16 protein-coding genes are annotated in these 17,985 nt (G+C 63.2%); 4 read left to right on the top strand and 12 right to left on the bottom strand.

Translation table 11 applies throughout. The features are described from left to right. Window positions 1-55 precede the first annotated feature (55 nt). Window positions 56-886 (top strand): sulfite exporter TauE/SafE family protein, encoded by an 831-nt coding sequence (locus IVB05_RS04335; protein ID WP_247783218.1) that lies wholly within the window; start codon window positions 56-58, stop codon window positions 884-886. A gap of 196 nt (window positions 887-1,082) precedes the next feature. Here the strand turns inward: IVB05_RS04335 and IVB05_RS04330 are convergent, their stop codons facing one another. From IVB05_RS04330 to cysG, 12 genes are all read right to left on the bottom strand, one after another. After that, window positions 1,083-1,871 carry a 3-hydroxybutyrate dehydrogenase gene (locus tag IVB05_RS04330; protein WP_247783217.1) on the bottom strand — a complete coding sequence of 263 codons (789 nt, stop codon included), beginning with the start codon at window positions 1,869-1,871 and terminating at the stop codon, window positions 1,083-1,085. A gap of 5 nt (window positions 1,872-1,876) precedes the next feature. Beyond that, window positions 1,877-3,052: a DUF3734 domain-containing protein gene (locus tag IVB05_RS04325; protein WP_247783216.1), complete on the bottom strand. Its 1,176-nt coding sequence runs from the start codon at window positions 3,050-3,052 to the stop codon at window positions 1,877-1,879. Window positions 3,053-3,188: 136 nt separating this feature from the next. Further along, window positions 3,189-3,737, bottom strand: coding sequence for a CAP domain-containing protein (locus tag IVB05_RS04320; RefSeq protein ID WP_247783215.1), 549 nt, complete (start codon window positions 3,735-3,737; stop codon window positions 3,189-3,191). Between the two features lie 170 nt (window positions 3,738-3,907). Beyond that, complete coding sequence (locus IVB05_RS04315; RefSeq protein ID WP_247783214.1) at window positions 3,908-4,957, bottom strand: sulfate ABC transporter ATP-binding protein; 1,050 nt, start codon at window positions 4,955-4,957, stop codon at window positions 3,908-3,910. After that, window positions 4,947-5,921, bottom strand: a complete 975-nt coding sequence (gene cysW / locus IVB05_RS04310; RefSeq protein WP_247783213.1) for a sulfate ABC transporter permease subunit CysW — start codon at window positions 5,919-5,921, stop codon at window positions 4,947-4,949. Before cysW ends, IVB05_RS04315 begins: the two co-directional genes overlap by 11 nt. Before the next feature lie 10 nt (window positions 5,922-5,931). Further along, a complete protein-coding gene (cysT, locus tag IVB05_RS04305) occupies window positions 5,932-6,738 on the bottom strand; it encodes a sulfate ABC transporter permease subunit CysT (RefSeq protein WP_256473436.1) in 807 nt (268 codons plus the stop codon). Window positions 6,739-6,807: 69 nt separating this feature from the next. Further along, window positions 6,808-7,797, bottom strand: a complete 990-nt coding sequence (locus IVB05_RS04300) for a sulfate ABC transporter substrate-binding protein (protein WP_247783212.1) — start codon at window positions 7,795-7,797, stop codon at window positions 6,808-6,810. Between the two features lie 121 nt (window positions 7,798-7,918). Further along, entirely contained in the window at window positions 7,919-8,641 is a 723-nt protein-coding gene (locus IVB05_RS04295) for a phosphoadenylyl-sulfate reductase (protein WP_247786585.1), read from the bottom strand. A gap of 5 nt (window positions 8,642-8,646) precedes the next feature. Then, window positions 8,647-9,162, bottom strand: coding sequence for a DUF934 domain-containing protein (locus IVB05_RS04290; protein WP_247783211.1), 516 nt, complete (start codon window positions 9,160-9,162; stop codon window positions 8,647-8,649). Then, entirely contained in the window at window positions 9,149-10,804 is a 1,656-nt protein-coding gene (locus IVB05_RS04285; protein ID WP_247783210.1) for a nitrite/sulfite reductase, read from the bottom strand. The genes IVB05_RS04290 and IVB05_RS04285 overlap by 14 nt, the downstream gene beginning before the upstream one ends. Window positions 10,805-10,816: 12 nt before the next feature. Next, window positions 10,817-11,128, bottom strand: a complete 312-nt coding sequence (locus IVB05_RS04280; protein ID WP_214489196.1) for a DUF2849 domain-containing protein — start codon at window positions 11,126-11,128, stop codon at window positions 10,817-10,819. After that, on the bottom strand, window positions 11,125-12,561 hold the full coding sequence (cysG, locus tag IVB05_RS04275; protein ID WP_247783209.1) for a siroheme synthase CysG: 1,437 nt from the start codon (window positions 12,559-12,561) through the stop codon (window positions 11,125-11,127). The genes IVB05_RS04280 and cysG overlap by 4 nt, the downstream gene beginning before the upstream one ends. 254 nt (window positions 12,562-12,815) lie before the next feature. Between cysG and cysD the strand changes: the two genes are divergently transcribed. The 3 genes from cysD to IVB05_RS04260 all read left to right on the top strand — a co-directional run bounded on the left by cysD (window position 12,816) and on the right by IVB05_RS04260 (window position 17,942). Continuing rightward, window positions 12,816-13,610: a sulfate adenylyltransferase subunit CysD gene (gene cysD / locus IVB05_RS04270; protein WP_247786584.1), complete on the top strand. Its 795-nt coding sequence runs from the start codon at window positions 12,816-12,818 to the stop codon at window positions 13,608-13,610. 24 nt (window positions 13,611-13,634) lie between these two features. Continuing rightward, window positions 13,635-15,551 (top strand): adenylyl-sulfate kinase, encoded by a 1,917-nt coding sequence (cysC, locus tag IVB05_RS04265; protein WP_247783208.1) that lies wholly within the window; start codon window positions 13,635-13,637, stop codon window positions 15,549-15,551. Window positions 15,552-15,779: 228 nt separating this feature from the next. Continuing rightward, a complete protein-coding gene (locus tag IVB05_RS04260; protein ID WP_247783207.1) occupies window positions 15,780-17,942 on the top strand; it encodes a malate synthase G in 2,163 nt (720 codons plus the stop codon). Window positions 17,943-17,985: the final 43 nt, after the last annotated feature.

The raw sequence follows: 17,985 nt of genomic DNA, 5'->3' as shown, positions 1-17,985 counted from the left end.
CCCTGCGGCGGCGCTGCTATATAATCGAGCATGCAACTGGAACTTTCTCCCCTACATGATTGATCCCCTCTACGTAGCGTCGGGATTCGGCGTCGGACTGCTGGTCGGAATGACGGGCGTCGGCGGCGGCTCGCTGATGACGCCGTTGCTGATCCTGCTGTTCGGCGTCCACCCCTCCACCGCAGTCGGCACCGACCTGCTCTACGCCGCGGCGACCAAGACCGGCGGCAGCCTGGTGCATGGCGTGGCCCGCAGCATTCACTGGCCGGCGGTGATCCGTCTCGCCAGCGGCAGCATTCCGGCGAGCATCGTCACGCTGCTTGTGCTGTGGCAGCTCGAACTCAAAGGGGATTCCGCGCGCAGCCTGATCAATCTGGTGCTGTGCTTTGCGCTCATCCTCACGGCGACGTCGTTGATCTTCCGCAAGGCGATCATGGATCGATACCGCAAGCGCATGGAACGGCTCGGCGCCTCGACGACCGGCAACGCGACCGTGCTAGTCGGCGTGGCGCTCGGTGTGCTGGTCTCGATTTCGTCCGTCGGCGCCGGCGCGGTTGGCGTCACCGCGCTGTTGCTGCTCTATCCGCGCCTGCCGATGTCAAGCATCGTCGGCTCCGACATTGCACACGCCGTGCCGCTGACGCTGGTCGCCGGCATCGGCCACTGGGCGCTGGGCTCGGTCGACTGGGCGCTGATGGGTGTGCTGCTGATAGGCTCGCTGCCCGGCATCGTGATCGGCAGCTACTGTGCGGTTCGCGTCCCGGAGACGGTGCTGCGGCTGGTGCTGGCCTTGGTGCTGATTCTGGTCGCCAGCAAGCTTGCCTTCAGTGAGCTGCATTTGTCGACGGCGAGTGTCGCGGCGATTGCCAGGACCGCCACCCATTAGTGCATTCGGTTCTGATTGAATCAGGACCGAAGCCCTTGAATCAGGACCGAAGCCCTGGAATCAGAAGCCCCGGACTTTTGTCTTGACGCGTTTTCTTCAAGCGAACCGGTACCCACCCCGGATCAAGTCCGGGGCAGGCTTTCGCTCGAAAACTCCATGGGATTGAGGGTGCGCGCGCTCGGCCAGCTCGCAATTTCTATGCGGCGATCCAGCCGCCGTCGATGGAGTAGTTGGACCCGGTGATCTGGGCGGCATCGTCGCTGCACAGGAACAGTGCCAGCGCAGCAACCTGCTCTGACGTCACGAACTCCTTGGTCGGCTGGGCGTCAAGAAGCACGTCCTTGATGACCTGCTCCTTGGTCATGTTGCGCGCCTTCATGGTCTCGGGGATCTGGTGCTCGACCAGCGGCGTCCAGACATAGCCCGGGCTGATGCAGTTGCAGGTGATCTTGAAGGTCGCAACCTCCAGCGCCACCGTTTTTGTCAGCCCGGCGATGCCGTGCTTGGCAGAGACATAGGCCGACTTGAAAGGCGAAGCCACCAGCGAATGCGCGGAAGCGGTGTTGATGATGCGGCCCCAGCCGCGCTTCTTCATGCCGGGCACCGCGGCGCGGATGGCATGAAATGCCGATGACAGATTGATCGCAATGATCGCGTCCCATTTCTCGATCGGAAACTCCTCGATCGGGGCGACGAACTGGATGCCGGCATTGTTGACGAGGATGTCGACCGAGCCGAAGGTCTTCTCGCCGAGCGCGACCATTTCGGCGATTTCGGCGGGCTTGGTCATGTCGGCGGGCGAATGCACCGCGCGTACCTTGAAATCGGTCTCGATGCCGGAACGCTCGCGCTCGATATCGGCCGGGACGCCCATGCCATTGAGAACGATATTGGCGCCGGCGCCGGCGAAAGCGCGCGCATAAGCCAATCCGATGCCACTGGTCGAGCCGGTCACGACGGCGGTCTTGCCTTTTAATGTACCCATTGCATTCACTCCTGCTTGGCTCCGGGGGATTTGGGAGCATCCCCCGTCATATCGTAGGCCATCATGGTCGCGCCGGATTGCGGGCGCTCGAGCACATCCTTGTGACGCATCGACTGATGAACGTCGCGGACGCCTGCGTTCCAATGCTCGACCATGGCGACATGCGAAAAGTCGTAATCCTTGGACGAGGATTCGTAATTCTTGCTCTTGTAAATCAGGTGCACGACCGTGACGGTGTTTTCCTTCGAAGCCTTGCGCAGGAATTCGACCGACGGATCGTTGTTCAAATGATCCGGTAATTTGCCGAGCAGATCGCGCACCGCCTTCCGCGCGTTGTGGATCTGCTTGTTCTTGTCGGTACTCATGCGGGTGCGGCTGGAATAACGGATGTCCTTTTCCCGCTCGGCGGCCTCAAGCAGCGACGTCGGCAGGTCGCCGCGCGCGCTGAACAGGTCGACCTGGAAGATCAGGAGATCGCGGTTGAATTCTTCGTCCAGCACGTGATCGAGCGGCGTGTTGGAAGCGATGCCGCCGTCCCAGTAGTGCTCGCCTTCGACCTCGACGGAAGGAAAGCCCGGCGGCAGCGCGCCGGAGGCCATGACGTGCTCCGGCCCGATCTTCTTGCCGAGCTTTCTGAACTCGAAATTGTCGAAATATTTCAGATTCCCCGAAGCCACGCCGACCGCGCCGATGCTGAGCCGCGTCTTCAGATCGTTGATGCGATCGAAGTCGACCAGCCGCTCCAGCGTCTTCTTCAACGGCGCGGTGTCGTAATAGCTCTGCGATTGCGGGCTGCCGGGTGGCCACAAGGGCGCGGGCGGAATCCGCGGCGTGAAGAATCCGGGCACGCCGAAGGTGGCAATCAGCGCGGCACTGGTTTCGTTGAACAGCGAGCGCGCGCGGTCGCCCGACGTCACCGGACTCCACGACACCGGAGACGACACCATCTCCCAGAATTCCTTGAGGCGATCGACGCGCGTTTCAGGGCCATTGCCGGCAATGATCGCGGCATTGATGGCCCCGATCGAGATGCCCGCGACCCATTCCGGTTCGAAGCCTGCGCGACACAGCGCCTGAAAGGCGCCCGCCTGATAGGAGCCGAGCGCGCCGCCACCCTGCAGGACCAGCACGCGCTGCGCTTTGGCAGGTGTGGTTGCGGGCGCGGGGTTTGAATGATCCATCGTGACCGTCGATCAGTGGACAGAGAGGCCGGCACCGTGGCGACAGTTCGCGACGGCGTCAATCGGCGAGATCGAAGCAAGGATCACGCCGAGTTTACCGCCTTGTGAGGCATCGAAGCCCGTAACCGGACCTGCTTCAGGTTGATGCAAGGATGAGCGTCCAGAACACCTTGTATTTGGTGCCTGGAGCATAAGCCGCCGCGATGCCCAATTTTGTGACACCGTTCTTGAGCATATTGGCCTTGTGCGGCGGCGAATCGCGCCAGCCGGAGAAGGCTTCCGCCAAAGTGTGATAGCCGGCCGAGACATTTTCGACGGCGAGCTTCGCCGGATAGCCGGAGGCGCCCAGCCGCTTCTCCAGCGGGCCCTTCACATTGTGGTCCATCTTGTTACGCGCCGCCATCGCCTGCGACTGCTGCTCGGCGAGCCTGGTCAGCTCGGGATCGACCACCACGGTACCGAGGCCGTTGTTCTGGCGGTACTGCGAGATCATGATCGCCGCCGCGACCGGATCGAGCGTGGCCCCGGGTTGCGCCATGTCGAGATACATGGCCGGCTGATCCGGGATTTTGACGTCTGCCGAGCAGCCGGCAAGCAGCAAAAGCCCGATAATGGCGGTAGTCGCCCGTTTCACTGAAAGAATCCCCCAAAGAATCCCGAAGGCTGGACGCGGCCGTTGTTGCATACCAACCGTGGCTGAATGGTGAACGGGGGTGCGATTTTGGGGTCAGCCCTGGGCGCAATGCCCGTAACCCGGATGGAGCGAAGCGCAATCCGGGAACGGTCCATCCGCGTGGCAAGCGGCCCCGGATTACGCCGCGCTCCATCCGGGCTACGAGCTACGGGGCTACGAAATCACTCCTGGGCGGCAAAGATCCGGTAACGGCGGGGCTGCAGGCCGATAATCTCGCCGGCTTGGAGTTCCCGGTCCCGGGGGGCATCGATCTCGATCACGGTCTTGCCCTCACCGCCCGAGAGCGCGACCTCCGCCCGCTGAATCGGGCCGAACGAGCGGACATGGCGCACCGCGCCCTCCAGCGAGCCGGTTCCCGCCGGCCCGATCTGCATGTCGTGGCGGCGGACGAACAGCTTTGAGGCGCCGGAGGCCGCGCCTTCGGCGGCAATATTGAGCGGCCGGCCGCAGAGCCGCACCGAGCCGCCGGTAACCTCCACCGGCAGCACGATCGACTCGCCGATGAAGCCGTGGACGAAGGCGGTGGCGGGATTGTCATAGACATCGCCCGGCGTGCCGATCTGCTCGATCCGGCCCTTGTCCATGACAACCACGCGGTTAGCGACTTCCAGCGCCTCTTCCTGGTCATGGGTGACGAAGATCGAGGTGACGTGGATTTCGGAATGCAGCGAGCGCAGCCATTGCCGCAGCTCCTTGCGCACCTTGGCATCGAGTGCGCCAAAGGGCTCGTCGAGCAGCAGGATGCGCGGCTCGATCGCGAGCGCACGCGCCAGCGCAATGCGCTGCCGCTGGCCGCCGGACAACTGGCTGGGATAGCGGTTAGCCAGCCAGTCGAGCTGCACGAGATCGAGCAATTCCTTCACGCGGGCGCGGATCGTGGCCTCGTCCTTGCGGATGGCGCGCGGCTGCACGCGCAGGCCAAAGGCAACGTTTTCGAACACCGTCATGTGGCGGAACAGCGCGTAGTGCTGGAACACGAAGCCGACATGGCGCTCGCTCGCGCCGTGTCCCAGCGCATCCTCGCCATCGATCCGCACCTCGCCGGCGTCGGGCCAGTCGAGGCCGGCGATGATCCGCAACAGCGTGGTCTTGCCCGAACCGGACGGACCAAGCAGCGCCAGCAATTCGCCCTTGCCAACCTTCAGATCGACATTGTCGAGGGCGGCGAACGCGCCGAATTTCTTGACGATATTTTTGACTTCAATGGTCACGTGGATCGTCCCTTGGGGTTTGTCCTTCGTCCAGACGCTGTTCGAGAACGGTCTTCACGACCAGCGTAATCAGGGCCAGCATCGCCAGCAGCGAGGCAATCGCAAACGACGCCACGAATTGATACTCATTATAGAGAATTTCGACCAGCAGCGGCATGGTGTTGGTCTCGCCGCGGATATGGCCCGACACAACAGACACCGCGCCGAACTCGCCCATGGCGCGCGCGTTGCACAGCAGTACGCCATACAACAGGCCCCATTTGATATTGGGCAGAGTGACGCGGAAGAAGGTCTGCAGGCCTGACGCTCCGAGCGAGGTCGCCGCTTCCTCCTCCTGCGTGCCCTGCTCCTGCATCAAGGGGATCAGTGAGCGGGCGACAAACGGGAAGGTCACGAAGATGGTGGCGAGCGCAATGCCCGGCACCGCGAACAGGATGTGGACGTTGTTCGCCTGCAGCCACGTGCCCCAATAGCCCTGGGCGCCGAACAGGAGCACGAAGACGAGGCCCGAGATGACCGGGCTGACCGAGAACGGCAGGTCGATCAGCGTGATCAGGAAGGTCTTGCCGCGGAATTCGAATTTCGCGATTGCCCAGGCCGCGATCACGCCGAAGACGAGATTAAGCGTGACCGAGATCGCCGCAACCAATAGCGTCAGCCTGATCGCGGAAAGCGCCTCCGGCTCGGCGAGCGCAGTGACATAGGCGCTGATGCCTTTCGAAAAGGCCGATGCGAACACCACGGCCAGCGGCAGCACGACAAAGACGGTGAGGAAGGTGACGGCAAGCGCGATGATGATAAAGCGGACGGGTGCCGGCTCGGTCCGCAGGTCTCTTGGTGAACCAACCGCGCGTGCCCGGTCGCGCGCGTCGCGGTGCGACGGTGGAGAGATCGCGAGGTCCGTCGTTGACGCGTAGGCCCCTAGCGGCGTCGCTGGAGTCACAAAGCTCGTTTGCGTCGACATCGTCAGGTCCTCAATGCGCGGGAATGCGGGTTTGCGCCCAGCGTTGCAGGCGATTGACGACGAGGATGATCAGGAACGAAGCCAGCAGCATGATGACGGCGATGGCCGTCGCATCGGCATAACGAAATTCGGACAGCCTGATCACGATCAGGAGCGGCGCGATTTCCGACACGTTCGGCAGATTGCCGGCAATGAAAATGACCGAACCGTATTCACCGACGGCGCGCGCGAATGCCAGCGCAAAACCTGTCAGCAGCGCCGGGATCAGACTCGGCAGGATCACCCGGAACACCGTATGCCAGCGGTTGGCGCCGAGGCTCGCGGCCGCCTCCTCGATTTCAGGATCGAGATCGATCAGCACTGGTTGAACCGTCCGCACCACGAACGGAATGCCGATGAAGACCATCGCGATGAAAATCCCGATCGGCGTGAACGCCACCTTGATGCCGAGTTCGGCGAGCGGCGCGCCGAGCCAGCCCTTTTGCGCGAACAATTGCGTCAGCGCCACGCCCGCGACCGCGGTCGGCAGCGCAAAGGGAATGTCGACGATGGCGTCGAACAGCCGCCGGCCCGGAAAGCGATACCGCACCAGCGCCCACACGATGATCGTCCCCATCACCAGATTGACACAGGCGGCGGCAAAGGAGAGGCCGAACGAAATCTTCAGCGCGTTGAGGGTGCGGCGGCTGGTGAGGATATCCCAGAACTGTCCCGGCGAAAGCTCGAGCGTCTTGAGGAACAGGCCGGCGAGCGGGATGAGGATGATAACGGAGAGCCATGTCAGGGTCAGGCCCATGGTGAGCCCGAACCCGGGCAAGCTGCTTCGCCGTGCGACCGCTGTGCTCACAAATCCCCCTGCTTCCGCTACGGCTGGCCGTCGGCCAGATCAATTCTTGTAAATCTGGTCGAAAATGCCGCCTTCGCCGAAGTGATCCTTCTGCGCCTTGGTCCAACCACCAAAAACGTCATCGATGGTGAAAAGTTCGACCTTGGCGAAAGATTTTTCGTATTCCCTCGCGATCTCCGAATCGCGCGGACGATAGGAATTGCGTGCGGCAATTTCCTGACCTTCCTTGGTATACCAGTACTTCAGGTAGGCCTCGGCAACCGCGCGGGTGCCTTTTTTATCGGTAACCCTGTCGACGACCGCCACCGGCGGCTCGGCGAGGATCGACAGCGGCGGCGCCACGATCTCGAACTTGTCCTTGCCGAATTCGCGCTGCGCCAGGAACGCCTCGTTCTCCCACGCCAGCAGGACGTCGCCGACGCCGCGCTCGACGAAGGTCACCGTCGAGCCGCGCGCACCGGTGTCGAGCACCGGCACGTTCTTGAAAAGATCGCCGACGAATTGCTTCGCCTTGTCGGCGGAACCGAATTTCTTTTCGGCAAAGCCCCACGCCGCCAGGTAGTTCCAGCGCGCGCCGCCTGACGTCTTCGGGTTCGGCGTGATCACCTGCACACCGGGCTTGATCAGATCGTCCCAATCCTTGATGGCCTTGGGATTGCCCTTGCGCACCAGGAATACGATCGTGGACGTATAGGGCGATGCATTCAGCGACAGACGCTTCTGCCAGTCGGGCGCCACCAGCCCCTTGGCGGCGATGGCGTCGATGTCATAGGCCAGCGCCAGCGTGACGATGTCGGCCTGCAGGCCGTCGATCACCGCGCGCGCCTGCGAGCCCGAGCCGCCATGCGACTGCTTGATCTCCACACTCTTGCCGGCTTCCTTTTGATAGGCCGCGGCGAACGCCTTGTTGAAATCGGCGTAGAGCTCGCGCGTCGGATCGTAGGACACATTGAGCAGGGTATGATCGGCAGCGAAGGCCGAACTCGCCCAGAGCAATCCGGCGACGAGCGGCAGAATGCGACGGATCATCGTTGATCTCCATTCGGCTAGATGAAGCATACCATCAAACACGAACGTATAAGTCGCGACGAAAGGCCGCTTAGTCAACGAAACCGCATTTCATTGTTTGCGGTTCCGCAGCCTCGTTGTCCTAAGAAGTCTTCGTCGTATGGATGCCGCATTCTCTCTTGGCCTGGCCGCGCCAGCGGCCGGCCCGCGCATCCTCGCCAGGCGCCGTTCGGCTCGAGCACGGCATGCAGCCGACCGACAGGTAACCCGAGGCGATCAGCGGATGCGCCGGCAATTTTGCCATTTTGTAGATCGCCTCGATCTCCTCGCGGGAAACATTGGCGAACGGGTTGAACTTCAATTTGGCGCCATCGTCCTCGACAACGGGTATTTCGGCGCGTGCCCCACCCTGGAAACGCTTGCGTCCGTTGATCCAGGCCGCGAACGGCTTCAGCGCCCGCGCCAGCGGCTCCACTTTGCGGATACGGCAGCAGGCATCGGGATCGGAAAACCACAATTCGCGGTCCGGGTCCTCGCGCGACAGCGCTTCCTCCAGCGGCTTGATCGAGCGAACGTCGCGAAGGCCGAGCGTAGCGATCAGCGTGTCGCGATAGGCAAGTGTCTCCTCGAACAGCCAACCGGTGTCGAGGAAGACCACGGGAATTGCGGGATCGACATCCGCCATCACCTTGAGCAGCGCCGCCGATTCCGTGCCGAACGACGAGACCAGCGCGAGATGCTCGCGGCCGACGGTCTTCAGTGCGGATTCAATGACTTCCGCCGGAGACGCATCGCGCAAGGCGCGGTCGAGCACCTGCGCCGGCGAAACATTCGTCGTATCCGTGGCCAGGGCCTGATGTACGATCGTGCTCACTGGCCGGCACTCTCCGAATGACGCAACTGCATCCGCCGATTGAGCGCGGTGACGCGGCCATCGCCGGTCGGCTGGTAGAACACCGAATAGCGCTTCATGGTCTCGGCGAAGGCATCGGCGTCGGCATCTTTCTTCACCTCGAAGGTGTCGAAGCCGGCGCGCGACATGAACACGAACTGGTCACGCAGCACCTGGCCGGTGGCGCGCAATTCGCCGTCATAGCCGTGGCGTTCGCGCAAGAGGCGCGCCTGGCTGTAGGCGCGGCCATCGCGGAAGCTCGGGAACACCAGCGCCACCGCGGCGAGACGATCGAGATATGGGACGAGATCGTCGAGATCGCGATTGTTCGGCCAGATCACGCCGACTTTGCCAGCGTGCTTCAGAACAGCTTCCGGATCCTCGAGGAAACGTGCCGCCGGAACAAGGATCGCTCCATCGCCTGGCAGCTCGGCGCCGTCGGCAATATGGACGAACAGGTCGGTAGTGATTCTTCCGTTCTTAACGAGTGGCATAAACCCGCTCCTTGAATGGCTCGACGCCCAGACGCTTCACCGTATCGACGAACAGTTCCTCGGGACGGTCGCGCAGCGCGAGATAGGCTTCGACAATGTCTTCGATCACATCGGCAACTTCCGCATAGGGAACGGCCGGGCCGATCAGCGCGCCCATCTGCGCGTTCTCGTCGGCGCGGCCGCCGATCGTGATCTGGTAGAATTCCTCGCCGTTCTTCTCGACGCCAAGAATGCCGATGTGGCCGACATGGTGATGGCCGCAGGCGTTGATGCAGCCGGAGATGTTGATGTGCAGGCGGCCGATCATCTCGGCGGTGTCGTGATTGGCGAAGCGCCGGGTCAGTTCCTGCGCGATCGGAATCGAGCGCGCATTGGCCAGCGAGCAGTAATCCAGCCCCGGGCAGGCGATGATGTCGGTGACCAGATTGACGTTCGGGGTAGCGAGCCCGATCCGGTCAAGCGCCTTCCAAAGCTGCGGCAGGTCGCGCTTGGCGACATGCGGCAGCACCAGGTTCTGCTCATGACCGACGCGGATTTCGCCGAAGGAATACTTGTCGGCGAGATCGGCGACCGCATCCATCTGGTCTGCGGTGGCGTCGCCGGGCGGGCCGCCCACCGGCTTCAATGACAGCGTCACGATCGAATAGCCCTGCACCTTGTGCGGGGCCACCGAGTTCTTGCGCCAGCGCTCGAACAGCGGATCATGCGCGGCCTGCTTCAGCTCGTCCGGCATGTGCGGCAGCTTCTCATAGACCGGATAGGAGAAACGCGAACGCACTTCCTCAATGACGGAATGGTCGAGCGTCAGGGCGCTGTGACCCATCTGCTTCCATTCCTCATCGACCTCCTTGGCGAACTTCTCGATGCCGAGCTCATGGACGAGGATCTTGATACGGGCCTTGTAGATGTTGTCGCGGCGGCCGTACTGGTTATAGACGCGCAGGATTGCCTCGACATAGCTCAGAATATCGCGGCCGTGCACAAACGGCTTGATGGTCTTGGCGATGAACGGCGTGCGGCCAAGGCCGCCGCCGACCAGCACCTCAAAGCCGGTTTCGCCGTCCGCATTCTTGTGCAGGCGCAAGCCGATGTCGTGGACCTTGATCGCGGCGCGGTCGTGCTCGGACGCGGTGATCGCGATCTTGAACTTGCGCGGCAGGAACGAGAATTCCGGATGCAGCGTGGTGTGCTGCCGCAGGATTTCCGACCAGATGCGAGGATCCTCGATCTCACCCGGCGCGACGCCCGCCCACTGGTCCGAGGTGACGTTGCGCATGTTGTTGCCGGAGGTCTGCATGGCGTGAATGCCGACCTCGGCAAGATCGGCCAGCGCATCGGGCAATTCGGAAAGCTTGATCCAGTTGTACTGGATGTTCTGCCGGGTGGTGAAATGGCCGTAGCCGCGGTCGTAGCGGCGCGCGACATGCGCCAGTGTCCGCAACTGTTTCGACGACAGCGTGCCGTAGGGGATGGCGACGCGGAACATGTAGGCGTGCAGTTGCAGATAGACGCCGTTCTGCAGCCTCAGCATCTTGAATTCGTCCTCGGTGAGTTCGCCGGAAAGACGGCGCTTCACCTGGTCGCGGAATTCAGACACGCGTTCGTTGATCAGCGTGCGATCGAGTTCGTCATATGCGTACATGATGGATCAGCCTTAAGCCGGAAGAAGGTCGATGGTGAGACCCTTCGACCGGATGCGTTCGCGCAAATTGCCGGGTTTGATCTCTCCGCTGTCCTTGAGCTCGACCGGCGCGATATAGGCGCCGACCGCGCCGACATCGTCGGCATTGGCTTCGGCCAGCAGCGCCCGCGCCTCATCGGAGGTGCGCACGATCGCAGCGTCCGACAAGCTTGCCGACCAGCCCTGCTGCGCGGTGCGATAGATCACGATGCCATCCGAGGTGCGGTTGGCGGTCACCATCGAGGGACCCGTGATTTTGATTTTTTGTTGAAGCGGAGAAGTCATTCGGCAGCATCCAGCAGTTCGGAGATTACTTGGTTGAGGTTCGACTGGCGCCACGGCGCGGAATGCGCCACGACGTCGCCGATGATGAGGATGGCGGGACCGCCATCGATTTTTTCGACCAGCGCGGGAAGATTTTCGAGCGTACCGACCACGGCCTGCGCATCCGGCCGCGTCACCCGCGCGAATATGCCGACGGGGGTTTTCGGCGATCGTCCCGCGGCGAGCAGCCCCGCACGCACCGACGGCGCCGCGGTCATGCCCATATAGACCACGATGGTCATCTTCTTGTCTGTCAGCACCGACCAGTCGACCGTCTCGGCATCCTTTGCCTTGTGCGCAGTCAGGAAGGTTATGCGCAGCGCTTCGTGACGGTAGGTCAGCGGCGCCTCGAATTGCGCGGCGGCGCCGAGCCCTGCGGTAATGCCCGGCACCACCGAATAGGCGACGCCGGCTTCGCGCAGCACTTCGATCTCCTCGCCGCCACGGCCGAAGATGAAGGGATCGCCGCCCTTCAGCCGAACCGCGCGCTGACCGGATTTCGCTGCCTCAATCAGCAATTTGTGGATCGCATCCTGGCCGATGCCGGGCTTGCCGACCCGGCGGCCGACCGGGATGCGCGAGGCATCGCGACGGATGCGATCGAGAACTTCCGGCGATACGAGTTCATCGTAGAAAACGACGTCGGCATCCTGCAAGGCGCGCAGCCCCTTGATGGTGAGCAGATCCGGATCGCCCGGCCCGGCGCCGACCAGCGTCACCCGGCCTTCCGCCTTGCCGTCCTTGCTCGCGCCGGCGAAGGCGGAGGGATCGGCGATTTCGTTCAGCGCTTTTTCAGCCTCGTCCTTGCGGCCGGCGAGCACCAGTGCGCCGATCGGGCCGTCGATCACGCGCTCCCAGAAGCGGCGGCGCAACGGGAATTCGGGAATGCGCGCATGCATCGATTTGCGAAAGCTGCCGATGAAGGCGGCGAGATCGCCGATGCGCGCCGGCAGCACCGCCTCGATGCGCTCGCGCACGCGGCGCGCGACCACCGGTGACGCGCCGCCGGTGCCGACGGCAACGACGACGTCGCCGCGATCGACGATCGCCGGAAAGATGAAAGTGGAATGCGCGAGATCGTCCATCACATTGATGGGCAGCCCGACCGCCTTCGCGCGCGCCGACATCGCAACGCCGATATCGCCGGCGCCGGCGCAGAGCACCGCAATGACGCCGGAGAGATCGGAAGTGAGCGGATCGCCGGTGGCGCGCTCGATCCGCGCGGCATCGGCCGCATCGAGCCCCGAAACGTCATGGCTGCCGTCGGTCGCAAACCAGCGGATGTTGGCCCCGGCCGAAGCCAGCAGGCGCAACTTCGCGCGCACGAGTTCGCCGGCTCCGACGAGCAGCACCACGCCGCTTTGCAGATCGAGAAACACGGGCAGGAATCGCATGCGATACTCGCTTCCCCCACTTCCGGGGTTGACTGGAATTATTTTCTATATATGTGTCGTTCAACGCCCGCAAAGAGAAAATTATTTCTTCTCTATTGCATCGCAACTATAGAATTTTCGCCCCCGAAGGCCAAGGCCCAGAGATGCATCTTCTCAATCCCGACTCCGTCAAAGACCGGCTGCGTGGCGCCGACCTCACGAATGGCTCCGCCGTCCCACAAATTTTCGCCGACGGACGGCTGCCGCCGCCCTCGATGGACCATCTCGACGAACTCGAGGCGCAGAGCATCTACATTCTGCGCGAGGCGTTCGCGCGGCTGAAGAAACTCGCGCTGCTCTGGTCGCTGGGGAAAGATTCCAACGTGATGATCTGGCTGGCGCGCAAGGCCTTCTTCGGCCGCGTGCCGTTTCCGGCGCTGCACGTCGACACCGGCAAGAAATTTCCGGAGATGTATGCGTTCCGCGATCGCTTCGGCAAGGAGTGGGATCTCGATCTCAAGATCGAGCCCTGCCCGTCGATCGACGCCGTCGATCCGACCTTGCCGCCGGCTGCACGTTCCGCCGCGCGCAAGACCGAAGGACTCAAATGGGCGCTGACCAAATATGGTTTCGACGGCTTGATCGCCGGCATTCGCCGCGATGAAGAGGCGACGCGCGCCAAGGAGCGCGTGTTCTCGCCGCGCGGGCTGGAAGGCGGCTGGGACGTGCGCGATCAGCCCCCGGAATTCTGGGACCAGTTCAACGCTTCGCCGCCCCCCGGCGCACATCTGCGCATCCATCCGATCCTGCATTGGACCGAGGCCGACATCTGGGCCTACACCAAGCGCGAAAACATTCCGATCATCCCGCTCTATCTCTCGAAGGACGGCAAGCGCTATCGCTCGCTGGGCGATCAGGACATCACCAATCCGGTGGCTTCGATGGCATCAAGCATCGACGAGATCCTGACCGAACTCGACGGCACCAAGGTGCCGGAGCGCGCCGGCCGCGCGCTGGATCACGAAACCGAGGATGCTTTCGAGCGGCTGCGCGTCGCCGGCTATCTCTGACGGACATTTGGTGTGAGCGCTCTGATGAACATGATCCTCCCCACGGCAATCTCGGCAACCCCGAACGGCACCACGCGCCCGCAGGTGCGCATCGTCATCGTCGGCCATGTCGACCACGGCAAATCCACTTTGGTCGGACGCCTGCTGCACGAGACCGGCAGCCTGCCCGAGGGCAAGCTGGAGATGCTGAAGGCGGTCAGCGCGCGGCGTGGCATGCCGTTCGAATGGTCGTTCCTGCTCGATGCGCTGCAGACCGAGCGCGACCAGGGCATCACCATCGACACCACGCAAATCCGCTTCCGCACCCGCTCGCGCGATGTCGTGCTGATCGACGCGCCGGGCCACGCCGAATTCCTCCGCAACATGATCACCGGCGCCTCGCAGGCCGACGGCGCGGTCCTGATCATCGACGCGCTGGAAGGCGTGCGTGACCAGACCCGGCGTCACGGCTATCTGCTGCATCTGCTGGGCATCAAGCAGGTCGCGATCGTCGTCAACAAGATGGACCGCGTCGATTTCAACGCGGCGCGCTTCAAGGAGATCAGCGACGAGATTTCGGCGCATCTGATCGGCCTCGGCGTGACGCCGTCAGCGGTGATTCCGATTTCCGCCCGTGACGGCGACGGCGTTGCCGAACACACACCAAGGATCGGCTGGTACCAGGGGCCGACCGTCGTCGAGGCGCTCGACGCGCTCGAACCGGCGCGGCCGCTGGAGCAGCTTGCACTGCGGCTGCCGGTGCAGGCGATCTACAAGTTCGACGACCGCCGCATCGTCGCGGGCCGCATCGAGTCCGGCAGCTTGAGCACCGGCGACGAGATCGTCATCATGCCCGCCGGCAAGATCGCGAAGATCAAAACCGTCGAGAGCTGGCCAGTGACGCCGCTGAAGGGCAGCCACGGTGCCGGGCGCTCGGTCGGCATCACGCTGGACCGTGAATTGTTCATCGAACGCGGCGATGTCATCGCCCATGTGGGCGCGACCCCGCGCGATACGCGGCGAATTCGGGCGCGGATCTTCTGGCTGCACGACAAGCCGCTGTCGAAGGGCGATCAGATCCTGATCCGCCTCGGCACGCGGGAAAGCCGCGCCAGCGTGGTCGCGATCGAGAAGGCGGTCGATCCCGGCGAACTCTCCAATGAGGAGACCAAGGCGATCGCGCGCAATCACGTCGGCGAAATCGATATTTCGCTGGCGCAGCCGATCGCGGCCGACCCCTATCAGGAAAATCCACGCACCGGGCGGCTGGTGATCGAGGTCAACGGCCGCATCGCCGGCGGCGGTCTCGTGCTGTCGGTCGACGCCGGACAGCGTGCGGTCCCGATCGACATCGTGCCGGTCGAATCCGCACTTCGCCCCGAGGAGCGCTCGGCGCGCTACGGCCACAACGGCGCGGTGATCTGGCTGACCGGCTTGCCGGGCTCCGGAAAATCCACGCTCGCCCGCGCGCTTGAGCGCCGGCTGTTTTCGCGCGGCGGCTCGCCGATCCTGCTGGATGGCGACACGCTGCGCGCGGGCCTCAACGGCGACCTCGGCTTCTCCGCGCAGGACCGCACCGAAAACATCCGCCGGCTCGCCGAAGTCGCGACCCATCTGGCGCGCAACGGACATATCGCCGTCGTTGCCGCGGTGTCACCGTCGGCGGATGATCGTGCCGCCGCCCGGCGAATCGCCGACACGACGTTCCGCGAGATCTATGTCGCAACGCCGGCCGAGATCTGCGAGAGCCGCGACCCGAAGGGCCATTACGCCAAGGCGCGCGCGGGCACGCTGCAGGCGTTCACCGGGATCGGCAATGATTACCAGCCGCCGGCCCGGGCGGAGCTCAGCATCGATACCTCCGCCCGAACGGTTTCGGATGCGACCGACGAGATCGAGCGGATGCTGGCGGAGACCGGTATTCTGTTCGACGAACTCGTCGATCTGGCGGCTAACATCTGAAAGCGTTTTCGAGCGAAGCGGACGCCGGTTCGCGTATAGAAAACGCGTCCAAACAGGACCCTTCCCGGCTGCTCCTTTTTATGGAGCAGCCGCTCCCTTTTAGGGCCTTCTCATCGACCCGGCTTTAGGGCTAAAAGGGCGGCCAACGCTGCCCTTTTTGGCGCGTTTTTTGCTGCTTTTCGTCAGAAAACAGCCTTTCAACGCCAGTTTCTACCGAGAAAGCCCATCATGAATCGTGTCGACGCCCACGGATTGAAGATCGCCGCTGTCCTGTTCGATTTCATCGCCAAGGAGGCGACCCCCAAAACCGGGATTTCACCCGATACATTCTGGGCGGGGCTTGCCGCCATCATCAAGAAGCTGGGGCCGAAAAACCGTGAGCTGCTCGCCTTCCGCGACGCGCTGCAGGCCAAGATCGACGGCTGGCATCGCGCCAACAAGGGCAAGCCGTTCGACATGAACGCCTATACGGCCTTCCTGAAGGAGATCGGCTATCTGCTGCCGGAGCCGGCGACGCAGAAGGTCGAGACAGCAAATGTCGACGAGGAAATCGGCAATATCTGCGGACCGCAGCTCGTCGTTCCCCTCACCAACGCCCGCTACGCGCTGAACGCGGCGAATGCGCGCTGGGGCTCACTCTATGACGCCTTCTACGGCACCGACGCGATCCCGCACGATCCGAGCGAAGGCGGTAAGGGCTACAACAAGGCGCGCGGCGACAAGGTGATCGCCAAGGCAAAAGCCTTCCTCGATGCCGCCGTGCCGCTCGCGACCGGCAGCCACACCGACGTGACGTCGTACAGCGTCATCGCCGGCCAGCTCGCCGTGAAACTCAAGAGCGGCAACGCCACCGCATTGAAGTCTGCTTCGCAGTTCGCCGGATATCAGGGCGATGCCGCTCAACCTTCCGCGATCCTGCTGGTCAACAATGGCATGCATGTCGAAGTGAAGATCGACCGCAGCCATGTCATCGGCAAGGATGATCCCGCAGGCGTTGCCGACATGATCCTGGAATCGGCTGTCTCCACCATCCTCGACATGGAAGACTCGGTCGCCGCCGTCGATGCCGAAGACAAGGTGCTGGTCTATCGCAACACACTCGGCCTGATGGACGGCACGCTTTCAGCCGATTTCGAGAAGGGCAGCAAGACGCTCAAGCGTTCGCTCAACCTCGACCGCACCTACAAGACGCCCGACGGCAAGCAGCTGACACTGCATGGCCGCAGCCTGCTGCTGATGCGCAATGTCGGCCATCACATGTTCACCGACGCCGTGCTCGACGAGAAGGGCGAGGCGATCCCGGAAGGCTTGCTCGATGCCGCCGTTGCCGGCCTGCTCGCGATCCACGACCTCAAGGGCTCGTCGAAAACCAAAAACAGCCGCACCGGTTCGGTCTACATCGTCAAGCCGAAGATGCACGGCCCCGACGAGGTTGCGCTGACCTGCGAACTGTTCGGCGAAGTCGAGAAGCTGCTGGCGCTGCCGGAAAACACCATGAAGGTCGGCATCATGGACGAGGAGCGCCGTACCACGGTGAACCTCAAGGCCTGCATCCAGAACGCGTCGAAGCGCATCTGCTTCATCAACACCGGCTTCCTCGACCGCACCGGCGACGAAATCCATACGTCGATGGAAGCGGGGCCGATGATCCGCAAGAACGACATGAAGGCGCAGCCCTGGATCAAGTCCTATGAAGACTGGAACGTCGACATGGGCCTGATCGACGGCCTGCCCGGCCATGCCCAGATCGGCAAGGGCATGTGGGCGGCGCCCGACAAGATGGCTGACATGCTGACCCAGAAGCTCGGCCATCCGCAGGCCGGCGCGACCACCGCATGGGTGCCCTCTCCGACCGCCGCCACGCTGCACGCGCTGCATTATCACCAGGTCAACGTGCAGGCCCGCCAGCAGGAGCTCGCCAAGGGCGGCCAGCGCGCAAAGCTCTCCGACATCCTCACCATCCCGGTGTCGCAATCGAACTGGGCGCCTGACGACGTCAAGCAGGAGATCGACAACAACTGCCAGGGCATTTTGGGCTATGTCGTGCGCTGGATCGACCAGGGCGTCGGCTGCTCCAAGGTGCCCGACATCCATGACGTCGGCCTGATGGAAGATCGCGCGACGTTGCGCATTTCCAGCCAGCATCTGGCGAACTGGCTCGCCCATGGCGTCGTCAGCAAGGACCAGGTGATGGAATCGCTGAAGCGCATGGCGGTCGTGGTCGACAAACAGAATGCCGGCGACCCGCTCTACAAGCCGATGGCGCCTTCGTTCGACGGCGTCGCTTTCCAGGCCGCCTGCGATCTCGTCTTCAAGGGACGCGAGCAGCCGAACGGCTACACCGAATACATTCTCACCGCGCGCCGTCGCGAGGCGAAGGCGGCAGGATAAATTACGTCACGATGCCGCATCGGTTGTTAGGAACGCCTGAACT

This window comes from Bradyrhizobium sp. 170 (assembly GCF_023101085.1).
Classification (GTDB): Bacteria; Pseudomonadota; Alphaproteobacteria; order Rhizobiales; family Xanthobacteraceae; genus Bradyrhizobium.
The sequence above is the reverse complement of the archived record's forward strand: the minus strand, read 5'-3'. Positions and strand labels throughout refer to the sequence as shown.

Excerpts from the sequence above, each read along its gene's own strand:
- IVB05_RS04280 (WP_214489196.1), bottom strand. The coding sequence starts at position 11,128 with ATGACTTCTCCGCTTCAACAAAAAATCAAAATCACGGGTCCCTCGATG.
- IVB05_RS04330 (WP_247783217.1), bottom strand. The coding sequence starts at position 1,871 with ATGGGTACATTAAAAGGCAAGACCGCCGTCGTGACCGGCTCGACCAGT.
- IVB05_RS04285 (WP_247783210.1), bottom strand. The coding sequence starts at position 10,804 with ATGTACGCATATGACGAACTCGATCGCACGCTGATCAACGAACGCGTG.
- IVB05_RS04320 (WP_247783215.1), bottom strand. The coding sequence starts at position 3,737 with ATGCAACAACGGCCGCGTCCAGCCTTCGGGATTCTTTGGGGGATTCTT.
- cysD (WP_247786584.1), top strand. The coding sequence starts at position 12,816 with ATGGACCATCTCGACGAACTCGAGGCGCAGAGCATCTACATTCTGCGC.
- IVB05_RS04335 (WP_247783218.1), top strand. The coding sequence starts at position 56 with ATGATTGATCCCCTCTACGTAGCGTCGGGATTCGGCGTCGGACTGCTG.
- IVB05_RS04325 (WP_247783216.1), bottom strand. The coding sequence starts at position 3,052 with ATGGATCATTCAAACCCCGCGCCCGCAACCACACCTGCCAAAGCGCAG.
- IVB05_RS04260 (WP_247783207.1), top strand. The coding sequence starts at position 15,780 with ATGAATCGTGTCGACGCCCACGGATTGAAGATCGCCGCTGTCCTGTTC.
- cysG (WP_247783209.1), bottom strand. The coding sequence starts at position 12,561 with ATGCGATTCCTGCCCGTGTTTCTCGATCTGCAAAGCGGCGTGGTGCTG.
- IVB05_RS04300 (WP_247783212.1), bottom strand. The coding sequence starts at position 7,797 with ATGATCCGTCGCATTCTGCCGCTCGTCGCCGGATTGCTCTGGGCGAGT.
- cysC (WP_247783208.1), top strand. The coding sequence starts at position 13,635 with ATGAACATGATCCTCCCCACGGCAATCTCGGCAACCCCGAACGGCACC.
- IVB05_RS04290 (WP_247783211.1), bottom strand. The coding sequence starts at position 9,162 with ATGCCACTCGTTAAGAACGGAAGAATCACTACCGACCTGTTCGTCCAT.
- cysW (WP_247783213.1), bottom strand. The coding sequence starts at position 5,921 with ATGTCGACGCAAACGAGCTTTGTGACTCCAGCGACGCCGCTAGGGGCC.